The sequence below is a fragment of the Mycobacterium numidiamassiliense genome, from assembly GCF_900157365.1.
Lineage (GTDB): Bacteria > Actinomycetota > Actinomycetes > Mycobacteriales > Mycobacteriaceae > Mycobacterium > Mycobacterium numidiamassiliense.
Genome location: NZ_FUEZ01000004.1, coordinates 3,313,266 through 3,331,014 on the forward strand (window position 1 = coordinate 3,313,266; position 17,749 = coordinate 3,331,014).

Genomic DNA, 17,749 nt, shown 5'->3' on the forward strand with positions numbered 1-17,749 from the left:
ATAGACAATCGGGCGAGTGAGCCTCGATGCCTTGATAACCACGCCCGCGACCCTCTCCGACGACGAACTGGCCCTGATCGACAAGTATTGGCGCGCCGCCAATTACCTGTCGGTCGGGCAGATCTACCTCCTGGACAACCCGCTGCTGGCCGAACCGCTCTCCGCTGAGCACGTCAAACCCCGGCTGCTGGGGCACTGGGGAACCACGCCGGGGCTCAACCTCGTCTACGCGCACCTGAACCGGATCATCAACAACCGCGACGCCAACGTCATCTACATCACCGGGCCCGGCCATGGCGGCCCCGGGCTGGTCGCCAACGCCTACCTGGAAGGCACCTACACCGAGGTGTACAGCGGCATCGGCGAAGACGCCGAAGGGCTTCGAAAGTTGTTCCGCCAGTTCTCCTTTCCCGGCGGCATCCCCAGCCACGTCGCCGCGCAGACACCGGGTTCCATCCACGAGGGCGGCGAACTCGGTTACGCGCTGGTGCATGCCTACGGCGCGGCCTTCGACAACCCCGACCTGGTGGTCGCCTGCGTGATCGGTGACGGTGAAGCGGAGACCGGGCCGCTGGCGGCCGGCTGGCATTCGAACAAGTTCCTGAACCCGGCCGTCGACGGCGCCGTGCTGCCGATCCTGCACCTCAACGGCTACAAGATCGCCAATCCGACTGTGCTGGCGCGCATTCCGCACGCCGAGCTGGAATCGCTGCTGCGCGGCTACGGGTATCGGCCGATTATGGTGGCCGGCCACGACCCGGCCGTCGTGCATCAGGAGCTGGCCGCCGCCCTGGATGACGCGTTCGACGAGATCGCGGCCATTCAGCGGGCCGCACGCAACGGCGAGACGACCGAGCGGCCGGTGTGGCCGATGATCGTGCTGCGCACCCCGAAGGGCTGGACCGGGCCCAAAGTGGTTGACGGCAAACAGGTCGAGGGCACCTGGCGTGCACATCAGGTGCCACTTGCCGAGACCCACGACAACCCCGCGCACCGCGCCCAGTTGGAAGAGTGGCTGCGCAGTTACGAGCCTGAGGAGTTGTTCGACGGGCACGGCGCGCTGCGCGCAGAGTTGCGGGCGCTCGCCCCGACCGGGGCCCGGCGGATGAGCGCGAACCCGCATGCCAACGGCGGCGTCTTACTGCGCGAGCTGGATCTGCCGGACTTCCGCGACTACGCGGTTCAGGTCCCGCAACCGGCCACCACGACGCACGAGGCCACCCGAGTTCTCGGCACCTTCCTGCGCGACGTCATCACCCGCAACCTGGACCGGTTCCGGCTGATGGGGCCCGACGAAACCGCGTCCAACCGGCTGTCCGCGGTGTTCGAGGCGACGGACAAGGTCTGGCTCTCCGAGACCGAGCCCGTCGACGAGGATCTGGCGCCCGACGGCCGCGTGATGGAGGTGCTGTCCGAGCACCTGTGCCAGGGCTGGCTGGAGGGCTATCTGCTGACCGGCCGGCACGGGTTGTTCAACTGCTACGAGGCGTTCGTGCACATCGTCGACTCGATGATGAACCAGCACGCGAAATGGCTGTCCACCAGCCGTGAACTGCCCTGGCGGCGGCCGATCGCGTCGCTGAACTACCTGTTGAGCTCGCACGTGTGGCGTCAGGACCACAACGGCGCCTCGCATCAGGACCCCGGATTCATCGACCTGGTCGCCAACAAACGCGCCGAGGTCGTGCGGGTCTACCTGCCGCCGGACGGCAACACACTGCTGTCGGTGGCCGACCACTGCCTGCGCAGCCGCGACTACATCAACGTCATCGTCGCCGGTAAGCAACCCGCCCTGGCCTACCTGCGCATGGACGAAGCGATCGCGCACTGCACCCGCGGGCTGGGCATCTGGGAATGGGCCAGCACCGCGACCGGCGAGCCCGACGTGGTGCTGGCATGCGCCGGCGACGTCCCCACGCTGGAGACCTTGGCGGCCGCCGACATCCTGCGCCGCGAACTGCCCGACCTGGCCGTCCGCGTCGTCAACGTGGTCGACCTGATGCGCCTGCAGCCCGAATCCGAACATCCGCATGGCATGCCCGACAGGGAATTTGACGCCGTGTTCACCCGCGACAAGCCGATCATCTTCGCCTACCACGGCTACCCCTGGCTGATTCACCGGCTCACCTACCGCCGCACCAATCATGACCAGATCCACGTGCGCGGGTTCAAGGAGCGCGGCACCACGACGACACCGTTCGACATGGTGATGCTCAACGACCTGGACCGCTTCCACCTGGTGATCGACGTCATCGACCGGGTCGAGGGGCTGGCCGCCCAGGCCGCGGTACTGCGTCAGCGGATGGCCGACGCGCGGCTGAACGCCCGCCGATACACCCGCGAGCACGGCGAGGACGACCCGCAAATCGCCAACTGGACCTGGGACGCGAGCGACTAACCTGTTGAGATGGCTGAAGTGCTCTCGGTCAACGTGGCTCGCGCGCGAACGAATCCCGATCCACGCGGGCAGTCGAACGTGACCGGCATCGACAAGGTCGCCGCGGCCGAGGCGGTCGCGGTGCGCGCACCGGGTCCGATGCATGGAGGCCTGGGCAGCGGCCTGGTCGGCGACACCATCGGCAATCCGAAAGTCCATGGCGGTGACGACCAGGCCGTCTATGCCTACGCGCGAGAAGACCTGGACGACTGGGAAATTCAGCTCCAGCGCACGCTCACCAACGGAATGTTCGGTGAGAATCTGACCACTTCGGGCATCGATGTGACGAACGCGCGGATCGGTGAACGCTGGCGCGTCGGAAGCGATGGCGTGGTTCTTGAAGTGTCGGCGCCGCGGACACCATGCCGCACCTTCGCCGCGTTTCTGCACCTGAACCACTGGATCAAAACCTTCACGCAAGCGGGAAAGCCCGGCGCCTACCTCCGGGTGATCTCACCGGGATCGGTGCGCGGCGGCGACACCATCACCATCGACCACCGCCCGGATCATGATGTGACCATCGGACTGGTTTTTCGCGCCCGGATGTCGGAGCCGGAGCTGCTGCCCCGGCTGTTGGTGGCGGACGCGCTTTCGGCGGAGTTGAAGGAGTACGCCCAGCGACGAGCGTCGTCGAACCCCCGCTAAACGCCGAAGTCAGCGGGCCTGGAGGGCGTCACCGGTAAACTGGCCGAATGCCTGACGCGACAGTTGCCCCCGACACCCATTCGCTGGTGTCGCAGCTGTCGGCGCTGCACCGGTTCCGCGTTCATCTCGACCTCGGCGTTGTCGTCGTCGTGCTGGTGCTCACGAACCTGATCGCGCACTTCACCACGCCGCTGGCCAGCATCGCGACGGTGCCGGCCGCGGCGGTCGGCCTGGTGATCTTGATGCGGTCCAACGGCCTGGACTGGGCCGACCTGGGCCTGGGCCGCGAACACTGGAAGTCCGGGCTGGGTTACGCGGTGGGCGCGGTGGCCGTCGTGGCCTCGGTGATCGCGATCGGTGTGCTGCTGCCCATGACCCGGCCGATGTTCATGAACAACCACTACGCCACGATCTCCGGTGCGCTGATCGCCTCGATGGTGATCATCCCGCTGCAAACCGTGATCCCCGAGGAGCTGGCGTTCCGCGGAGTGCTGCACGGCGCGCTGCATCGGGCGTGGGGCTTTCGCGGGGTCGCACTGGCGGGGTCGCTGCTGTTCGGTTTGTGGCATGTGGCAACTTCGCTGGGGCTGACCAGCGGCAACGTCGGCTTTACCCGGATCTTCGGCGGCGGCGTCGTCGGGATGGTGGCCGGGGTGACGATGGCGGTAGTGGCCACCGGCGCGGCCGGATTCGTCTTCAGCTGGCTGCGCCGGCGCAGCGGCAGCCTGATCGCGCCGATCGCGCTGCACTGGTCACTGAACGGCCTGGGCGCCCTGGCCGCCGCGCTGGTCTGGCACCTGTCGGCCTGAGGCCCGTCACACCAGCAACACCGCGGCGCCGGCGATGCGCCCGGCGGCCAGATCAGCCAGCGCCCGATCGGCTTCTCCGAGCGGGTATTCCGGTGTTGTGACGTCGATGTGATGCCGGCCCGCAAAATCGAGGAACTCCCGCGCGTCGGCCCGGGTGTTCGAGGTGACCGAGCGAACCTGCCGCTCTTGGAACAGGTGACGCTGGTAGTTCAGCGGCGGGATGTCCGACAGGTGTATTCCGGCGATCGCCAAAGTGCCGCCTCGGTCCAGCGCCTCGAGCGCGGGGAGCACCAGATCGCCGACCGGAGCGAACAGGATCGCGGCATCCAGCGGTACCGGCGGCGGATCGGCCGCACCCTGCGCCGACGCGGCGCCGAGCTCGAGGGCCAGCTCTCGTGCCTCTGCGCCGCGGGTCATCACGTGCACCTCGGCGCCTTGCGCCAGCGCGACCTGGGCGGTGATATGCGCGCTGCCACCGAAGCCGTACAGACCCAACCGCCCACCGGGCGGTAGCTCGGCGCGCAGCAGGGACCGGTATCCGATAATGCCGGCGCACAACAACGGCGCCAGCTCGCTGTCGGTATAGCCGCTCGGCAGGTGATGTGCGAAAGCCGCAGGGACCGTGGCGAATTCGGCGTAGCCGCCGTCGGCGTCCCAGCCGGTGTAGCGGGACTGCGGGCACAGGTTCTCGTCGCCGCGACGACAGTACGTGCACACCCCGCAGGTGTGCCGCAGCCACGCGATGCCGACCCGGTCCCCCACCGCGAACCCGTCACCGGCCTGCGGGCCGACCTCGAGGACCTCCCCGACCACTTCGTGGCCGGGGGTGACCCGTTCGCGGTGCACCGGCAGATCGCCCTCGGTGACGTGCAGATCGGTGCGGCAGACTCCGCACGCGCGCACGGCCACCAGTAACTCCGACGGCCCCGGCCGCGGCACTTCGGCGCTGACCTCCTCAAGCGGCCGGGTGTCCATCGGGCCGGGCCGGCGCACCCGCCAGGCGCGCATCGTCGAGGTTGACGCTGGGGTCATCCCCTCATCATGCCGCTGGGCGCGGCCGCTGGGCGCGGCGGGACGGAGGGCGTAAAGAGGTCGGCGCTACAGAGTCTTCGTGCGCGAGGTGGCGAATTTGTAGATCACCAACAGGATCACCGCACCCACCAGCGCACCGAGGAACGAGTGCTGGATCGGCGGGTGAATGTCGAATTGATGCGGGGGGAAGACGATGCTGCCTAGTGTGCCGCCGACGTAGGAGCCGATTATGCCGAGGAGTGCGGTTGCGACCCACCCCATCGGCTGTTTGCCCGGCACGACGAGACGCGCGACCAAGCCGACGACGAGACCTAAGACGATCAGCCAGATAATGTGCAGAATCACGACCGGCTCCTTCAAGTATTCGCTGATAGAGGGGACGCCGGAGGTATACCCCGCAGCGATCAGCTCAACCGCGCCGGCGAATCGTGACTTCCGGTGTCAGGATTCGGCTTAACGCGCCGTCCTGCGCGCATCCAGAGCTGTCGAGGGTTGCCGACTCGCTCTTCGCACTTGCGGAACTAGGTCGTCGGCAGGGTCCGCGTCGTGGGCGGTGTGGCTGCCGGGGCGTCCGTCGCGGGCGCGGGAGCGGGCGCCCCCGGAGCCGGCGGCGGCCCCGGCGGAGCACCGACAACCGGCGGGCTGGGAACCGGAGCGGGGGCCCCGGCCGAGGGCGGCGGGGCAGTCCAGGGCTGGATCGACTCGGCCAGCGCCTTGGCCACGCCCTTGTCGACCGCGTCGTTCGACGTCCCCAGATACACCACGAACCACCGCTGCGGGGGTCCGCCGCTGGGCGACTGCGCCGCGCTGACCACGCCCGTCCAGATCTGGCCGTTCGGCTTGGAGGCGTCACTGAACTTGACCTCGTAGAACGAGGCGCTTCCGGTGAGTCCGTTGGCGCCGGTGAGCGGCGTGGCCTCCTGGTTGATCCGGGTGCCCGGATACGGCATGAAGAACTCACCCATGTCCGAACCCAGCCGGACCGCGGCCTTGGCGTCGTTCGCCTCGGCGCTGGCGTACAGCTTCTGATCGAGCCGGCCCATCACGATGCGGGTGTCGTTGGCGACGGGCGGCGCCTGGCCGGGCGCCGGCGGCGGTCCCGTCGTCTTGCTGAGCAGCTCCGAGCCGTAGTCGAGGTGGGTCGCGTCCGACTCGACCCAGCCGGGCGGCACGATGAAGCTGAAGCCGCCGAGGGCGTTGCCAACCCGCCCGGCGTTCGGGTCGAGGAAGCGGCCCAACCCGGAGTCTCTAGAAGAAGAATAGACCGGAGCGGGAGCACCAGGGACCGCGGGAGCGCCGGGGACCGCCGGTGTGGGCGAGGCCGCCGGCGCGGGCGACGCCGGTGCGCCGGCCGGAGGCGGTGCGGCCGTCGTGGTTGCCGGGACCGGGGTCGGAACCTCGGGATCGGCGTTCGCGATCGCCGGAAAGGCGATGCTGACGGCGCTGGCACTGGTCACCGTGGCAATCGCCAGCGTCGCCCACAGCCCTTTGCGGCGTTGCAAGTGCGGGTCCACCTGATTCATGGCGACGAACCTACCGTGTTACGGCCGTGAGGCAAGGATGGCTTGCTGGGAGATGCGATGCGGATTCGCCGTTGTTGCCAACACGCAACCTGATGCGCGTCTGCGCAGTTCACGTGCTGCGGCCGGCGTGTCGCTGCGCCGACGGATACAGCGCGACTTCGACGGCCTTGACGACGAACCACACCCGCTCGCCGGGCGTCAGCTGCAGCTCGGCGGCGGCCTCGACGGTGATCTCGGCGGCCAGCCCGGGCGCGCCGCCGGGCTGTTCGGGCCCCCGCACCAATACCGCGGACCCGCGGATGTCCAGCTCGGCCACGGTCACCTCGACGCAGTTGCGCGGGCTGCCGTGCGGCCGGTCCCGGTACACGGCCACCGCGGTCGGCGCGCACACCGCGATCGCGGCCTGGCCGTCGGAAAGGCCGTCGGCCGCGGTCCCGTACCAGTGCCCGCCGGACGCCGCCCGCAGCGAGCCATCCGGTTCGATGGTCCCGTTGACCAGGTTGATTCCGGCGATGCGCGCACCGAAATGGCTGCGCGGCGCGGTGAGCACCTTGGGCACCGGGCCGATCTCGCCGATCTTCCCGGATTCCAGCACCAGCACCCGGTCGGCGAGGGTGAACACGTCCAACAGGTCGTGGGTGATCAGGATGACGGCGCAGCCGCTGCGGGTGACGACGGTGCGCAGCACGGCGCGGATGGCCGCGGCCGCGGAGACATCGAGCCCGCTCAGCGGCTCGTCGAGCAGCAGCACATCAGGTTCGGCGGCCAGCGCCCGCGCGATCGCGACTCGTTGGGCTTGCCCGCCGGAGAGCTGCCGGGGCTTTCGGTCGGCCAACTGGTCGGCGTCCACCGCGCCCAGCCAGCGCAGCGCCGTCTCCCGCTGCCTGGCCTGCCCGAAACCGAACATCCCGCGACGGCTGTGCGGGCCGAAGGCGACGTTTGCGACGACGCTCAGGTGCGGGAACAGCAGCGGGTCCTGCAGCAGCAGGCCCACCCGGCGATCGTGCGTTGGCACGTCCACCCCGGCCGCCGTGTCGGTCAACACCCGATCCCCCAACCGCACGACGCCCTCATCGGGCCGGAGCAGCCCGGCGATGACATGAAGGGCGGTCGATTTGCCCGCGCCGTTGGGTCCCAGCACCGCGAGCACCTCACCCGCCGATACCGAAAACTCCACATCCAGCGAGCGGTCGGCCACCACCGCGCGAAGCTGCAGCTCGCTCACCGGCGGCTACCTGGCGTCGTTTCCGGTCAGCGCGCGCGCACCCACGCCCAGCACCACCACCGCTGCCACCGCCACCAGCAGGATCGACAACGCCACCGCCGCGTCGGCATCGGTCACCCGCTGCAGGTATATCTCCAGCGGCAGCGTGCGGGTCACACCCTGCCGCGAGCCCGCGAAGGTCAGCGTTGCGCCGAACTCCCCCAGCGAGCGGGCGAAGGCCAGCACCGCCCCGGACACGATGCCCGGCAGCAGCAGCGGCAGGGTGACCCGCCACCACACCGTGCTCGGCCGCGCTCCCAGCGTCGCGGCCACCACTTCGTAGTCGGCTCCCGCGGTCCGGGCCGCACCCTCGAGCGAGATCACCAGGAAGGGCAGCGAGACGAACGTCTGCGCCAAGACCACCGCCGTCGTGCTGAACGCGATGCTGAGTCCGGCGGCCTCCAGGTACTGACCGATCAATCCGAGCCGGCCGAACGCGTAGAGCAGCGCGATGCCGCCCACCACCGGGGGCAGCACCAGCGGCAGCAGGATCAGTGGCCGCAGCAAACGGACCAGCAGCCCCCTGCTGCGAGCCAGCACCAAAGCCATCGGCACCCCGAGCAGAACGCACAACCCGGTGCTCGCGGCGGCCGTTTTAAGGCTCAGCAACAGCGCCGTCTTCGACGAGGAGCTGGTGATCAGCGACCAGAAATTGGGCCAGTCGACCTTTACCGCGATCGCGATGAGTGGCAGGACCACGAAGAGGGTCCCCGCGGCGGCGGGGACGTACACCCAACGGGGCAGGTCTGTACTACGCGCGCTAATACGTACTTACCTAAAGGCAGGTCGGCTGGGGTTGAAAGCCCTGTCGGGAGAACGTAACACCTCAGCAGCGTCGGGCTATGGCACCGCGAGGAACGAGTGCTGCTCGAGCGCGTCAGCGTTGTTTTTCACGGTGCGAGTTGGACGTGGCCTCGCGGAGGTTGGGAGGGAGGCGTCGTCTGCTGTGGTGCGGGCCCGTCCTGATTGGGTGGTGGCGATTGCGGCTCTTCTACTCGCGGTGCCGGCGGCGCGACAGGTGCCTGCGGCGCCACAGGTGGCGCTGGCCGGACAGGCTGCGCGGGCGCGACAGGTGGCGCTGGCCGGACAGGCTGCGCGGGCGCGACAGGCGGCGCGATCGGATTTATCGACGGCGCCGGGGTTTGTGGCGGGTCAGGTGTGATCTCCCCCAACGGGAGCGGCCGGATCCTTGCGGTGGATACCGTGCCGTGGGCGTCAAATTCCGGTCGGCCCTGCTGCGATCGGACCCAAACCGGAAAGTGCGCTGCGCCCGCCAGGCTCAAGACGGTACCTATCAAGGCGGCGATCGCCGCGCGCTCAGTACGTATCCGTCGCCTGCGATCAGCCGTCACGCCGCGTTCCTCATCTGCGGGTCTGGCGAAAGGCCCTGTCATAGTTCAGGGTTACAACCAGTTACGATATTCATCATCGCAGACGCAAGACGTCTCCACTGTTGCCGCTGGGTGTCGCTTGATTAGATACCAGGCAGACGACGTCGAAGAAACGGAAATCCTGCCGTGCCAACCGGCATCTCCTGCCCCGCAGGCGCTCTGCTCAGCGCCTCGGCGGTGCTGACCGCGACAATTATTTGCGCTGGCGCGGCGGGCGCCGACCCTAGTCAGCAGGATCAGTTTGTTGCGCTGCTCCAACAATTGCAGATTCCCCCCGTCGATAACGTGCCCGCGCTCGTCGCCCAAGCCCATCAGATTTGTGGCGAACTCGATGGCGGCACCTCGGTGGACACCGTGGTGAACAACGAGATGAACATTTCGTTTGGGGACAGTCCGGCTCTACATCTACAGCCGGATCGCGTGAGAAGAACCGTGGTCAGATTCATCACCGCATCCGTGACCGTCTACTGCCCAAAGCATCAAGGAGAACTTCCGCCGCCCTGAGACAACACGCGGAAGGACCCAGCGGGATGGGCGGAATCGGCATCACCAGCCACCGCCCCGCGTCCGCTGGTCGGTGCACGCGACTGATCAGGGCTTGGCGAAGCCCAATTGGGCCAGGATCTGCTGGCCGTTGTCGGACGTCACCAGCGTGACGAACTTTTGCGCCAGCGCCGGCCGCGGCGCCTTCTTCAACACCGCGATCGGATAGACGTTGACCGCGCCGGAGGCCTCGGGAAAGTTGACCGTCGTCACCTTGTTTCCGGCGTTCTTGGCGTCGGTGACGTAGACCAGCCCGGCATCGACCTGACCGGTGATCACTTTGTCCAGGGTGTCGGTCACGCTGGGTTCTTCACTGACCGGGTTGAGGTGTACCCCTGTGCTGTCCTCGATGCGCTGGGTCGCCGCTCCGCACGGCACCGGCTGCTGGCAGGTGACCACGCTGATTCCCGGCTTGGTGAGATCAGCGAAAGCGGCGATCTTCTTCGGGTTGCCGGGGGCGGTGACGATGACCAGCGTGTTGGCAGCGAAGTTCGTCGGATCGCCGGCCAATAGCCCGGCCTTGACGACGGTGCTCATCTGCGCGTTGTCGGCCGACGCGAAGACATCGGCCGTCGCTCCTTGGGTCAACTGCGTCGCGAGCTCCGAGGAGCCGGCGAACTCGAATTCGACGCCGCCGCCGGGATTGTCGCTCTTGAACCGCTCACTGAGCTGAGTGAACGCGGGCTTCAGTGAGGCCGCGGCGAACACCACGATCGACCCTGCGAGTGTCGTCGTCTGGGATGGCGGCGGAGACGGTGCTTTCTGGCTACATCCCGCCAGGCTCGCGATCAGCAATGTCGACACCAAAACGGCCACCTGACGCATGGGTGAAACCCTATCCTCGCGACACGGTGGGCCGCGTGTGGACCGACGCGGATCAGTGCAGCGCGCCGGCGTCGCACCGTCGGCCAAGAATAGTTATCGAATCGTCCGCGCGTCGTGGCGTCCTTAATTTCCCCTTAGAGCTACTGTCCAGTAACATCGTTTCGATCGACGCCATAACACGCTGAGATCCCAGGAATCGACGAAGTGCCAGGGTCTGGGTTCAACGGTGAACATGAGGAGGTCATGGCAGTGGAGGTGCTGGTAACCGGCGGAGACACGGAGCTGGGGCGGACGGTTGCCGAGGGCTTTCGCGATGACGGCCACAAAGTGACCCTCGTGGGTGCTCGCCGCAGCGATCTCGAGGTCGCGGCCAAGGAGCTGGACGTCGACGCGATTGTCTGCGACATCACCGACCCGGCCAGTCTCGAAGACGCTCGCGGGCTGTTCCCCCACCACCTGGACACCATCGTCAACGTGCCGGCCCCCACCTGGGATGCCGGCGACCCGCGCACCTACTCGATGGCCGATACCGCCAAAGCCTGGCGCAACACCCTCGACACGACTGTGTTGTCGGCTGTGCTCACGGTGCAGGCCGTCGGCGACCATCTGCGCTCGGGCGGTTCCATCATCAGCGTGGTGCCGGAGAACCCACCGGCGGGCGGCGCCGACGCTGCGATCAAAGCGACACTCTCGAACTGGGTCGCCGGGCAGGCGACCGTTTTCGGCACCCGCGGTATCACGGTGAACGTCGTGGCCAGCGGCCGCAGCGTCCAGGCCGGTTACGACGGGCTTTCGCGCACACCGCCCTCTGTCGCGGCCGAGGTCGCGCGGTTGGCCCTGTTCCTGACCACCCCCGCGGCACGTCACATCACCGGCCAGACGCTGCACGTCAGCCACGGCGCGCTCGCGCAGTTCGCCTAAGGCTCTTTCGCTCTCAGCTGAGAGTCTTCCGCTTTCCAGGGCGATCACTACGGTAGGAACCGTGGCTATTCGACTTGGCTTTCAGATCCCGAACTTCTCCTACGGCACCGGGGTAGAGCAACTCTTCCCCACGGTCATCGCGCAGGCCCAAGAGGCCGAATCGGCCGGATTCGACTCGGTCTTCCTGATGGACCACTTCTACCAACTGCCCATGCTGGGCGAACCCGACCAGCCGATGCTGGAGGCCTACACGGCGCTCGGCGCGCTGGCCACCGCGACCGAGCGGGTACAGCTCGGCACGCTGGTGACCGGCAACACCTATCGCAATCCGACGCTGCTCGCCAAGACGATCACCACCCTCGACGTGGTGAGCCAAGGCCGGGCCATCCTGGGCATCGGTACGGGCTGGTTCGAACTCGAACACGACCAGCTGGGCTTCGACTTCGGCACCTTCACCGATAGGTTCAACCGGCTCGACGAGGCGCTGCAGATCATCCTGCCGATGATCAAGGGTGAGCGCCCGACTTTCGCGGGGACCTATTACCGCGCTACCGAGGCGATGGCCAATCCTCGCTTCCGCGAACACATTCCGCTGATGATCGGTGGCAGCGGCGAGAAGAAGACGATCCCGCTCGCCGCACGGCATTTCGACCACCTCAATGTGATTGCCGGCTTCGACGAGCTGCCGCGCAAGTTGCAGGTAGTGCGCGAGCAGTGCGAGAAGATCGGCCGCGACCCGGCCACCCTGGAGACCAGCCAGCTGATCACCGTGTTGCTTGACGACAGCATCAAACCCGACCAGATTCCGGCCGAGATGACCCAGCGGATGGCGGCGGGTAGCCCCGATTCGGTTGCCGACCAACTCAAGACGAAGGTGATCGACGCGGGCATCGACAGCCTTATCGTCAACATCCCCTTCTACACGCCTGGTGTGGTGAAGGCGGCCGGAGATGCGTTGCGGCCCTTGGTCGGTCTGTAACGGGGGCCTCAATCGGTCGCCCGGCATGACGCGAATCACGTTGTTGCGACCTGGCACAACGGGCCGGTGTGGTTGATGGCACAGGCTCACGATGGGGACTTTGCGCTGCGCGATGACTAGCGTGGTAGCTAACTGTCTTTGTCGCGTCGAGGAGCCCCGTCAGGAGCCGAAAAACCATGAGTCCCCAGCCGGAAGTCACAGCTGAGCCGAAGCGTCGACACCAGGTCGTCATCATCGGATCGGGATTCGGTGGACTCAATGCGGCAAAGAAGCTCAAGCACGCCGACGTCGACATCAAAATGATCGCGCGCACCACGCATCACTTGTTCCAGCCGTTGTTGTATCAAGTGGCGACCGGGATCATCTCCGAAGGTGAAATCGCCCCCGCGACCCGGGTGGTGCTGCGCAAGCAGCGCAATGTCCAGGTGCTGCTCGGCAACGTCACCCACATCGACCTGGAGGGCAAGCGGGTCGTCTCGGACCTGCTCGGCCACAGCTACGAAACGCCTTACGACACTTTGATCGTCGCTGCCGGTGCGGGCCAGTCGTACTTCGGCAACGACCATTTCGCCGAATTCGCGCCCGGCATGAAGTCGATCGACGACGCGCTGGAACTGCGTGGCCGGATCCTGAGCGCCTTCGAAGCGGCGGAACGATCAAACGACCCGGAACGCCGCAAGAAGTTGTTGACCTTCACAGTCGTCGGTGCTGGACCCACCGGCGTCGAAATGGCCGGGCAGATAGCTGAATTGGCCGACCACACTCTCAAAGGCGCGTTCCGGCATATCGATTCGACGAAGGCTCGGGTGATCCTGCTCGACGCCGCGCCGGCGGTGCTGCCGCCGATGGGCGAAAAGCTGGGTGAACGCGCGGCCGCCCGCCTGGAGAAGATGGGCGTGGAGATTCAGCTGGGTGCGATGGTCACCGACGTGGACCGCGACGGCATCACCGTCAAGGACTCCGATGGCACCATCCGCCGCATCGAATCGGCGTGCAAGGTCTGGTCCGCCGGGGTGCAGGCCAGCCGGCTCGGCCGGGATCTGGCCGAGCAGTCGGCGGTCGAACTCGACCGCGCCGGGCGGGTGCAAGTGCTGCCCGATCTGTCCATCCCGGAGCACCCGAACGTGTTCGTCGTCGGCGATATGGCTGCCGTTGACGGTGTGCCCGGCGTCGCGCAGGGTGCGATTCAGGGCGCCAAGTACGTGGCCAAGACGATCAAGGCCGAATTGCTGGGTGCCGACCCGGCCGAGCGTGAGCCGTTCCAGTATTTCGACAAGGGTTCGATGGCCACGGTGTCGCGGTTCTCCGCGGTGGCCAAGATCGGTCCGCTGGAGTTCAGCGGCTTCATCGCTTGGCTGATGTGGCTGGTGCTGCACCTTGTGTACCTGGTCGGTTTCAAGAGCCAGATCACCACGTTGTTGTCGTGGACGTTGACCTTCTTGAGCGCCCGGCGCAGTCAGCTCACGATCACCGAGCAGCAGGCCTTCGCGCGAACGCGGCTCGAGCAACTAGCCGAACTCGCCGCTGAGGCGCATAGCCCGCAGCTGGCGGCGAGGGTGGCGAGCTAGCCGACCAGCCGGTCGGCCCGCCAAATGGTCGCGAAATCTGTTGCCGGATAGCGTAATTCGCTGAAGGGTGCCCGTGGCACCGCGACCACTCAGCCGGGCTCGACCTCGAGATTTTGCAGCCGCACCTGCCCCCGGGCCACCACCCGATCGTCCGAGTCGGTGATCGTGACCAACCACAGCTGCTGACGTCGGCCGCGATGGATCGGTTCGGTGACGCCGTAGATCATCCCCGAACCGATGGAACGCAGGAAGTCCGTGTTGTTGTTGACGCCGACGACGTTGCCGCCGCCTCGGGTGGCGAGCCAGGTGTAGGCCGACACGCTGGCCATGCTCTCGATGATCGAACAGTAGACACCGCCATGCACCAGTCCCATCGGCTGCAGCAGTTTCGGCGTGACCTCGAGCTGCGCGCGGGCACCGTCGGGGCTGAGTTCGGTGAAGCGCAGCCCGATTTCGGTGTCGAAGGGGGCGGTGAAATCCGGCGGGACGACGGCGTCTGACGTTGGCACGTTTTGTGTCTACACCATCGGTGACGTGGCCGACCGCGGCCGGTCGCCAGCCGGTGACAAAAACAGGCGAGCCCCGTGCGCTACGGCACGGGGCTCGCCGATCGAGTAGACCGGGGGTCACTGCAGCCCTCAGGACACTCCGGCGGCCTGTTGCTCTCGACCAGAATCAGCATAGGCAAGGCTGCCCTAATTTTGCAAGGTTTTGTTGCGTACTGTGGAACTCATGCGCGGCTGGGTCTTCGGCGACCGGTCGTCGGGACCGATATTTGCCAGCTGTCTTTACGACGGTCGGTAGTAAGCCGGAGTACGCTTTATTCGACCCTGATGGAGATGAACGAACTATGGCCAAGCTGACACGGCTAGGGGAACTTGAACGCGCGGTGATGGATCACTTGTGGTCCATGCCGGAACCGCAGACGGTCCGCCAGGTACACGAGGCGTTGTCGATGCGCCGCGACCTCGCCTACACCACGGTCATGACCGTGCTGCAACGATTGGCCAAGAAGAATCTGGTCTCGCAGATACGCGACGACCGTGCCCACCGGTACGCCCCTGTGCACGGCCGCGACGAGCTGGTCGCTGGCCTGATGGTGGACGCGCTGGCTCAGGCCGAGGACTCCGGGGACCGACAGGCCGCGCTGGTGCATTTCGTCGAGCGAGTCGGGGCAGATGAGGCCGATGCGCTGCGGCGTGCGCTCGCCGAATTGGAAGCGAACCAACGCAATCGGCGGTCGGCTGGCGCCACAGCGGAGGACTAAGGGACACTGAGGGTGTGTCCGCCCTGGCATTCACCGTTCTCGCGGTGTTTTTCGCCGGTCCCGCGCCCGCCCTCCTAGCCCGGGCGACGTGGCCGCACCGCGCACCGCGCGCCGCAATGGTGTTGTGGCAAGCCGTCGCGCTGGCCGCTGTGCTCTCTGCGTTCAGCGCGGGCATCGCGATCGCCACCCGAGTGCTCATGCCCGGAGCGGATGGCCGGCCCACGGCCAGCATCATCGACGCGGAGGAGCGGCTTGGCTGGCCGCTGTGGGCGACATACATGGGTGTCTTCACCCTGACAGTGCTGGTCGGCGTCCGGTTGATGGTCGCCCTGGCAAGGGTGGCCATCGCGAATCGGCGCCGGCGGGCCCACCACCGCATGGTGGTCGACCTGGTCGGCGTCGGTCACGACGCGGTGCTGACCGAGCCGTGCGCCGGCACCCGGGACCTGCGCGTCCTGGACGTGGCGCAACCTCTCGCCTACTGCCTGCCGGGTGTGCGCAGCCGGGTGGTGGTCAGCGAGGGAACGCTGAATGTGCTCGCCGACAATGAAGTTGCGGCGATCCTCACTCATGAGCGGGCCCATCTGCGGGCCCGGCACGATCTCGTTCTCGAGGCCTTCACCGCGGTGCACGCCGCGTTTCCGCGGCTGGTCCGCAGCGCCAACGCACTGCGCGCGGTGCAGCTGCTCGCCGAGCTGCTGGCGGACGACGCCGCGGTGCGCGCGACGGGGCGCACTCCCCTGGCCCGCGCGCTGGTCGCCTGCGCGTCGGGCCGTGCGCCGTCCGGTGCGCTGGCCGCCGGGGGGCACAGCACCGTGATGCGAGTGCGCCGGCTGTCTGGACGCGGCAACAGCATGATGTTGTCCGTCGCCGCCTATCTGGCCGCGGCGGCCGTGATCGGTGTGCCGACGGTCGCGGTGGTCGTCCCGTGGCTGACCGAGTTACAGCGGCTGTTCACCCTGTAGTACCCGCCCCGAATGGGCGGGCTGAGCAGTCGCCGCGGGGCTGTGCCACAGTGTCGGAAAAGCTTTGGAACGCAAACCTGAGAGGCGAGACATGAGTTCGTCGGATTCGACAACCGGGACGGCGCAAATCGGTGTCACGGGCCTGGCCGTGATGGGTTCGAACCTCGCCCGCAACTTCGCCCATCACGGTTACACCGTCGCGCTGCACAACCGGTCGATCGCCAAGACCGACGCGCTACTCAAGGAGCACGGCGACGAGGGCAAGTTCGTCCGTTCGGAGACCATCCAGGAATTCCTGGACGCACTGGAGAAGCCGCGGCGCGTGATCATCATGGTCAAGGCGGGCGACCCGACCGACGCCGTCATCAACGAGCTCGCCGACGCCATGGAAGAAGGCGACATCATCATCGACGGCGGCAACGCCCTCTACACCGACACCATCCGCCGCGAGAAGGCGATACGCGAGCGGGGCCTGCACTTCGTCGGCGCCGGCATCTCGGGTGGCGAGGAGGGCGCGCTGAACGGGCCGTCGATCATGCCGGGTGGTCCGGCCGAGTCGTACAAGTCGCTGGGCCCGCTGCTCGAGGAGATCTCCGCGCACGTCGACGGTGTGCCGTGCTGCACCCACGTCGGCCCCGACGGCGCCGGCCACTTCGTAAAGATGGTGCACAACGGCATCGAGTACTCCGACATGCAGCTGATCGGTGAGGCCTACCAACTGCTGCGCGACGGCCTCGGCAAGAGTGCACCCGAGATCGCGGACGTCTTCGCCGAGTGGAACAAGGGCGACCTGGACAGCTTCCTCATCGAGATCACCGCGCAGGTGCTGCGGCAGAAAGACGCCAAGACCGGCAAGCCGCTCGTCGACCTCATCCTCGACGAGGCCGAGCAAAAGGGCACCGGCCGCTGGACGGTGAAGTCGGCGCTGGACCTCGGCGTGCCCGTCACCGGCATCGCGGAGGCGGTGTTCGCCCGCGCGCTGTCGGGGTCGGTGGCTCAGCGCAAGGCCACTACGGGCCTGGCTTCGGGCGAGCTGGGCGCCAAGCCCACCGACGCGAAGCAGTTCGTCGACGACGTCAGTAAGGCGTTGTACGCGTCCAAGATCATCGCGTATGCCCAGGGGTTCAACCAGATTCAGGCCGGCAGCACCGAATACAACTGGGGCATCAAGCCCGGTGACATGGCCACCATCTGGCGCGGCGGCTGCATCATCCGCGCCAAGTTCCTCAATCGGATCAAGGAGGCGTTCGACGAGGACGCCGATCTGCCGTCGCTGATCGTCGCGCCGTACTTCCGCTCCGCCATCGAGGAATCCATCGACAGCTGGCGTCGCGTCGTCGTGACCGCGACGCAACTGGGTATTCCGATCCCCGGGTTCGCCTCCGCGCTGTCCTACTACGACGCGCTGCGCACTGAACGGCTGCCCGCCGCGCTGACCCAGGGCCTGCGCGACTTCTTCGGAGCCCACACCTACGGGCGCATCGACGAAGATCCTGCCAAGCGCTTCCACACCCTGTGGAGCGGCGACCGCACCGAGGTACCGGCCTAGCGCGGTTGTCGGGGCGAAGGGGACAATCGAG

At 67.1% G+C, this 17,749-nt stretch carries 17 protein-coding genes; 10 read left to right on the top strand and 7 right to left on the bottom strand.

Annotated elements, in window-relative coordinates; translation table 11 throughout:
* Window positions 1–16 precede the first annotated feature (16 nt).
* Genes MNAB215_RS24235 through MNAB215_RS24245 form a run of 3 tightly spaced genes read left to right on the top strand, consistent with a single transcriptional unit; the run spans window position 17 to window position 3,891 of the window.
* The gene (locus MNAB215_RS24235) at window positions 17–2,398 is read left to right on the top strand and encodes a phosphoketolase family protein (RefSeq protein WP_077081050.1); all 2,382 of its coding nucleotides are present in this window, start codon (window positions 17–19) and stop codon (window positions 2,396–2,398) included.
* 9 nt (window positions 2,399–2,407) lie between these two features.
* Window positions 2,408–3,082, top strand: a complete 675-nt coding sequence (locus MNAB215_RS24240) for an MOSC domain-containing protein (protein ID WP_077081051.1) — start codon at window positions 2,408–2,410, stop codon at window positions 3,080–3,082.
* Between the two features lie 47 nt (window positions 3,083–3,129).
* Window positions 3,130–3,891, top strand: coding sequence for a CPBP family intramembrane glutamic endopeptidase (locus MNAB215_RS24245; protein WP_077081052.1), 762 nt, complete (start codon window positions 3,130–3,132; stop codon window positions 3,889–3,891).
* A 6-nt stretch (window positions 3,892–3,897) separates the two neighbouring features.
* Here MNAB215_RS24245 and MNAB215_RS24250 read toward each other — a convergent pair whose 3' ends face one another.
* The 5 genes from MNAB215_RS24250 to MNAB215_RS24270 form a co-directional block, all read right to left on the bottom strand.
* The gene (locus MNAB215_RS24250; RefSeq protein WP_077081053.1) at window positions 3,898–4,923 is read right to left on the bottom strand and encodes a zinc-binding alcohol dehydrogenase family protein; all 1,026 of its coding nucleotides are present in this window, start codon (window positions 4,921–4,923) and stop codon (window positions 3,898–3,900) included.
* 66 nt (window positions 4,924–4,989) lie between these two features.
* Entirely contained in the window at window positions 4,990–5,268 is a 279-nt protein-coding gene (locus tag MNAB215_RS24255) for a GlsB/YeaQ/YmgE family stress response membrane protein (RefSeq protein ID WP_077082292.1), read from the bottom strand.
* 176 nt (window positions 5,269–5,444) lie between these two features.
* Window positions 5,445–6,446 carry an alanine and proline-rich secreted protein Apa gene (locus tag MNAB215_RS24260; RefSeq protein WP_077081054.1) on the bottom strand — a complete coding sequence of 334 codons (1,002 nt, stop codon included), beginning with the start codon at window positions 6,444–6,446 and terminating at the stop codon, window positions 5,445–5,447.
* A gap of 109 nt (window positions 6,447–6,555) precedes the next feature.
* The gene (locus tag MNAB215_RS24265) at window positions 6,556–7,671 is read right to left on the bottom strand and encodes a sulfate/molybdate ABC transporter ATP-binding protein (protein ID WP_077081055.1); all 1,116 of its coding nucleotides are present in this window, start codon (window positions 7,669–7,671) and stop codon (window positions 6,556–6,558) included.
* Window positions 7,672–7,677: 6 nt separating this feature from the next.
* Entirely contained in the window at window positions 7,678–8,475 is a 798-nt protein-coding gene (locus MNAB215_RS24270) for an ABC transporter permease (RefSeq protein WP_174604674.1), read from the bottom strand.
* Window positions 8,476–9,227: 752 nt separating this feature from the next.
* On the opposite strand from MNAB215_RS24270, the gene MNAB215_RS24280 reads away from it, so the two are divergent.
* On the top strand, window positions 9,228–9,605 hold the full coding sequence (locus MNAB215_RS24280) for a DUF732 domain-containing protein (RefSeq protein ID WP_077081057.1): 378 nt from the start codon (window positions 9,228–9,230) through the stop codon (window positions 9,603–9,605).
* A gap of 87 nt (window positions 9,606–9,692) precedes the next feature.
* Here MNAB215_RS24280 and modA read toward each other — a convergent pair whose 3' ends face one another.
* Entirely contained in the window at window positions 9,693–10,469 is a 777-nt protein-coding gene (gene modA / locus MNAB215_RS24285) for a molybdate ABC transporter substrate-binding protein (protein WP_077081058.1), read from the bottom strand.
* 243 nt (window positions 10,470–10,712) lie between these two features.
* Here modA and MNAB215_RS24290 point away from each other — a divergent pair, with 243 nt between their 5' ends.
* From MNAB215_RS24290 to MNAB215_RS24300, 3 genes are all read left to right on the top strand, one after another.
* A complete protein-coding gene (locus MNAB215_RS24290) occupies window positions 10,713–11,390 on the top strand; it encodes an SDR family oxidoreductase (RefSeq protein ID WP_077081059.1) in 678 nt (225 codons plus the stop codon).
* A 61-nt stretch (window positions 11,391–11,451) separates the two neighbouring features.
* Window positions 11,452–12,369: an LLM class F420-dependent oxidoreductase gene (locus MNAB215_RS24295; protein WP_077081060.1), complete on the top strand. Its 918-nt coding sequence runs from the start codon at window positions 11,452–11,454 to the stop codon at window positions 12,367–12,369.
* A 176-nt stretch (window positions 12,370–12,545) separates the two neighbouring features.
* Window positions 12,546–13,937 (top strand): NAD(P)/FAD-dependent oxidoreductase, encoded by a 1,392-nt coding sequence (locus MNAB215_RS24300; protein WP_077081061.1) that lies wholly within the window; start codon window positions 12,546–12,548, stop codon window positions 13,935–13,937.
* Window positions 13,938–14,026: 89 nt separating this feature from the next.
* Here MNAB215_RS24300 and MNAB215_RS24305 read toward each other — a convergent pair whose 3' ends face one another.
* The gene (locus tag MNAB215_RS24305) at window positions 14,027–14,446 is read right to left on the bottom strand and encodes a PaaI family thioesterase (protein WP_077081062.1); all 420 of its coding nucleotides are present in this window, start codon (window positions 14,444–14,446) and stop codon (window positions 14,027–14,029) included.
* A 341-nt stretch (window positions 14,447–14,787) separates the two neighbouring features.
* Between MNAB215_RS24305 and MNAB215_RS24310 the strand changes: the two genes are divergently transcribed.
* The 3 genes from MNAB215_RS24310 (at window position 14,788) to gndA (ending at window position 17,718) form a co-directional block, all read left to right on the top strand.
* Complete coding sequence (locus tag MNAB215_RS24310; protein WP_077081063.1) at window positions 14,788–15,204, top strand: BlaI/MecI/CopY family transcriptional regulator; 417 nt, start codon at window positions 14,788–14,790, stop codon at window positions 15,202–15,204.
* Window positions 15,205–15,218: 14 nt separating this feature from the next.
* Window positions 15,219–16,169 carry a M56 family metallopeptidase gene (locus MNAB215_RS24315; protein ID WP_077081064.1) on the top strand — a complete coding sequence of 317 codons (951 nt, stop codon included), beginning with the start codon at window positions 15,219–15,221 and terminating at the stop codon, window positions 16,167–16,169.
* 91 nt (window positions 16,170–16,260) lie between these two features.
* Window positions 16,261–17,718, top strand: a complete 1,458-nt coding sequence (gene gndA, locus MNAB215_RS24320) for an NADP-dependent phosphogluconate dehydrogenase (protein WP_077081065.1) — start codon at window positions 16,261–16,263, stop codon at window positions 17,716–17,718.
* The last annotated feature ends 31 nt before the right edge of the window (window positions 17,719–17,749 follow it).

Bases quoted from the DNA above. Each gene is read 5' to 3' on its own strand.
- MNAB215_RS24290 (WP_077081059.1), top strand. From the start codon at position 10,713: ATGGCAGTGGAGGTGCTGGTAACCGGCGGAGACACGGAGCTGGGGCGG.
- MNAB215_RS24245 (WP_077081052.1), top strand. From the start codon at position 3,130: ATGCCTGACGCGACAGTTGCCCCCGACACCCATTCGCTGGTGTCGCAG.
- MNAB215_RS24310 (WP_077081063.1), top strand. From the start codon at position 14,788: ATGGCCAAGCTGACACGGCTAGGGGAACTTGAACGCGCGGTGATGGAT.
- modA (WP_077081058.1), bottom strand. From the start codon at position 10,469: ATGCGTCAGGTGGCCGTTTTGGTGTCGACATTGCTGATCGCGAGCCTG.
- MNAB215_RS24250 (WP_077081053.1), bottom strand. From the start codon at position 4,923: ATGACCCCAGCGTCAACCTCGACGATGCGCGCCTGGCGGGTGCGCCGG.
- gndA (WP_077081065.1), top strand. From the start codon at position 16,261: ATGAGTTCGTCGGATTCGACAACCGGGACGGCGCAAATCGGTGTCACG.
- MNAB215_RS24300 (WP_077081061.1), top strand. From the start codon at position 12,546: ATGAGTCCCCAGCCGGAAGTCACAGCTGAGCCGAAGCGTCGACACCAG.
- MNAB215_RS24240 (WP_077081051.1), top strand. From the start codon at position 2,408: ATGGCTGAAGTGCTCTCGGTCAACGTGGCTCGCGCGCGAACGAATCCC.
- MNAB215_RS24260 (WP_077081054.1), bottom strand. From the start codon at position 6,446: ATGAATCAGGTGGACCCGCACTTGCAACGCCGCAAAGGGCTGTGGGCG.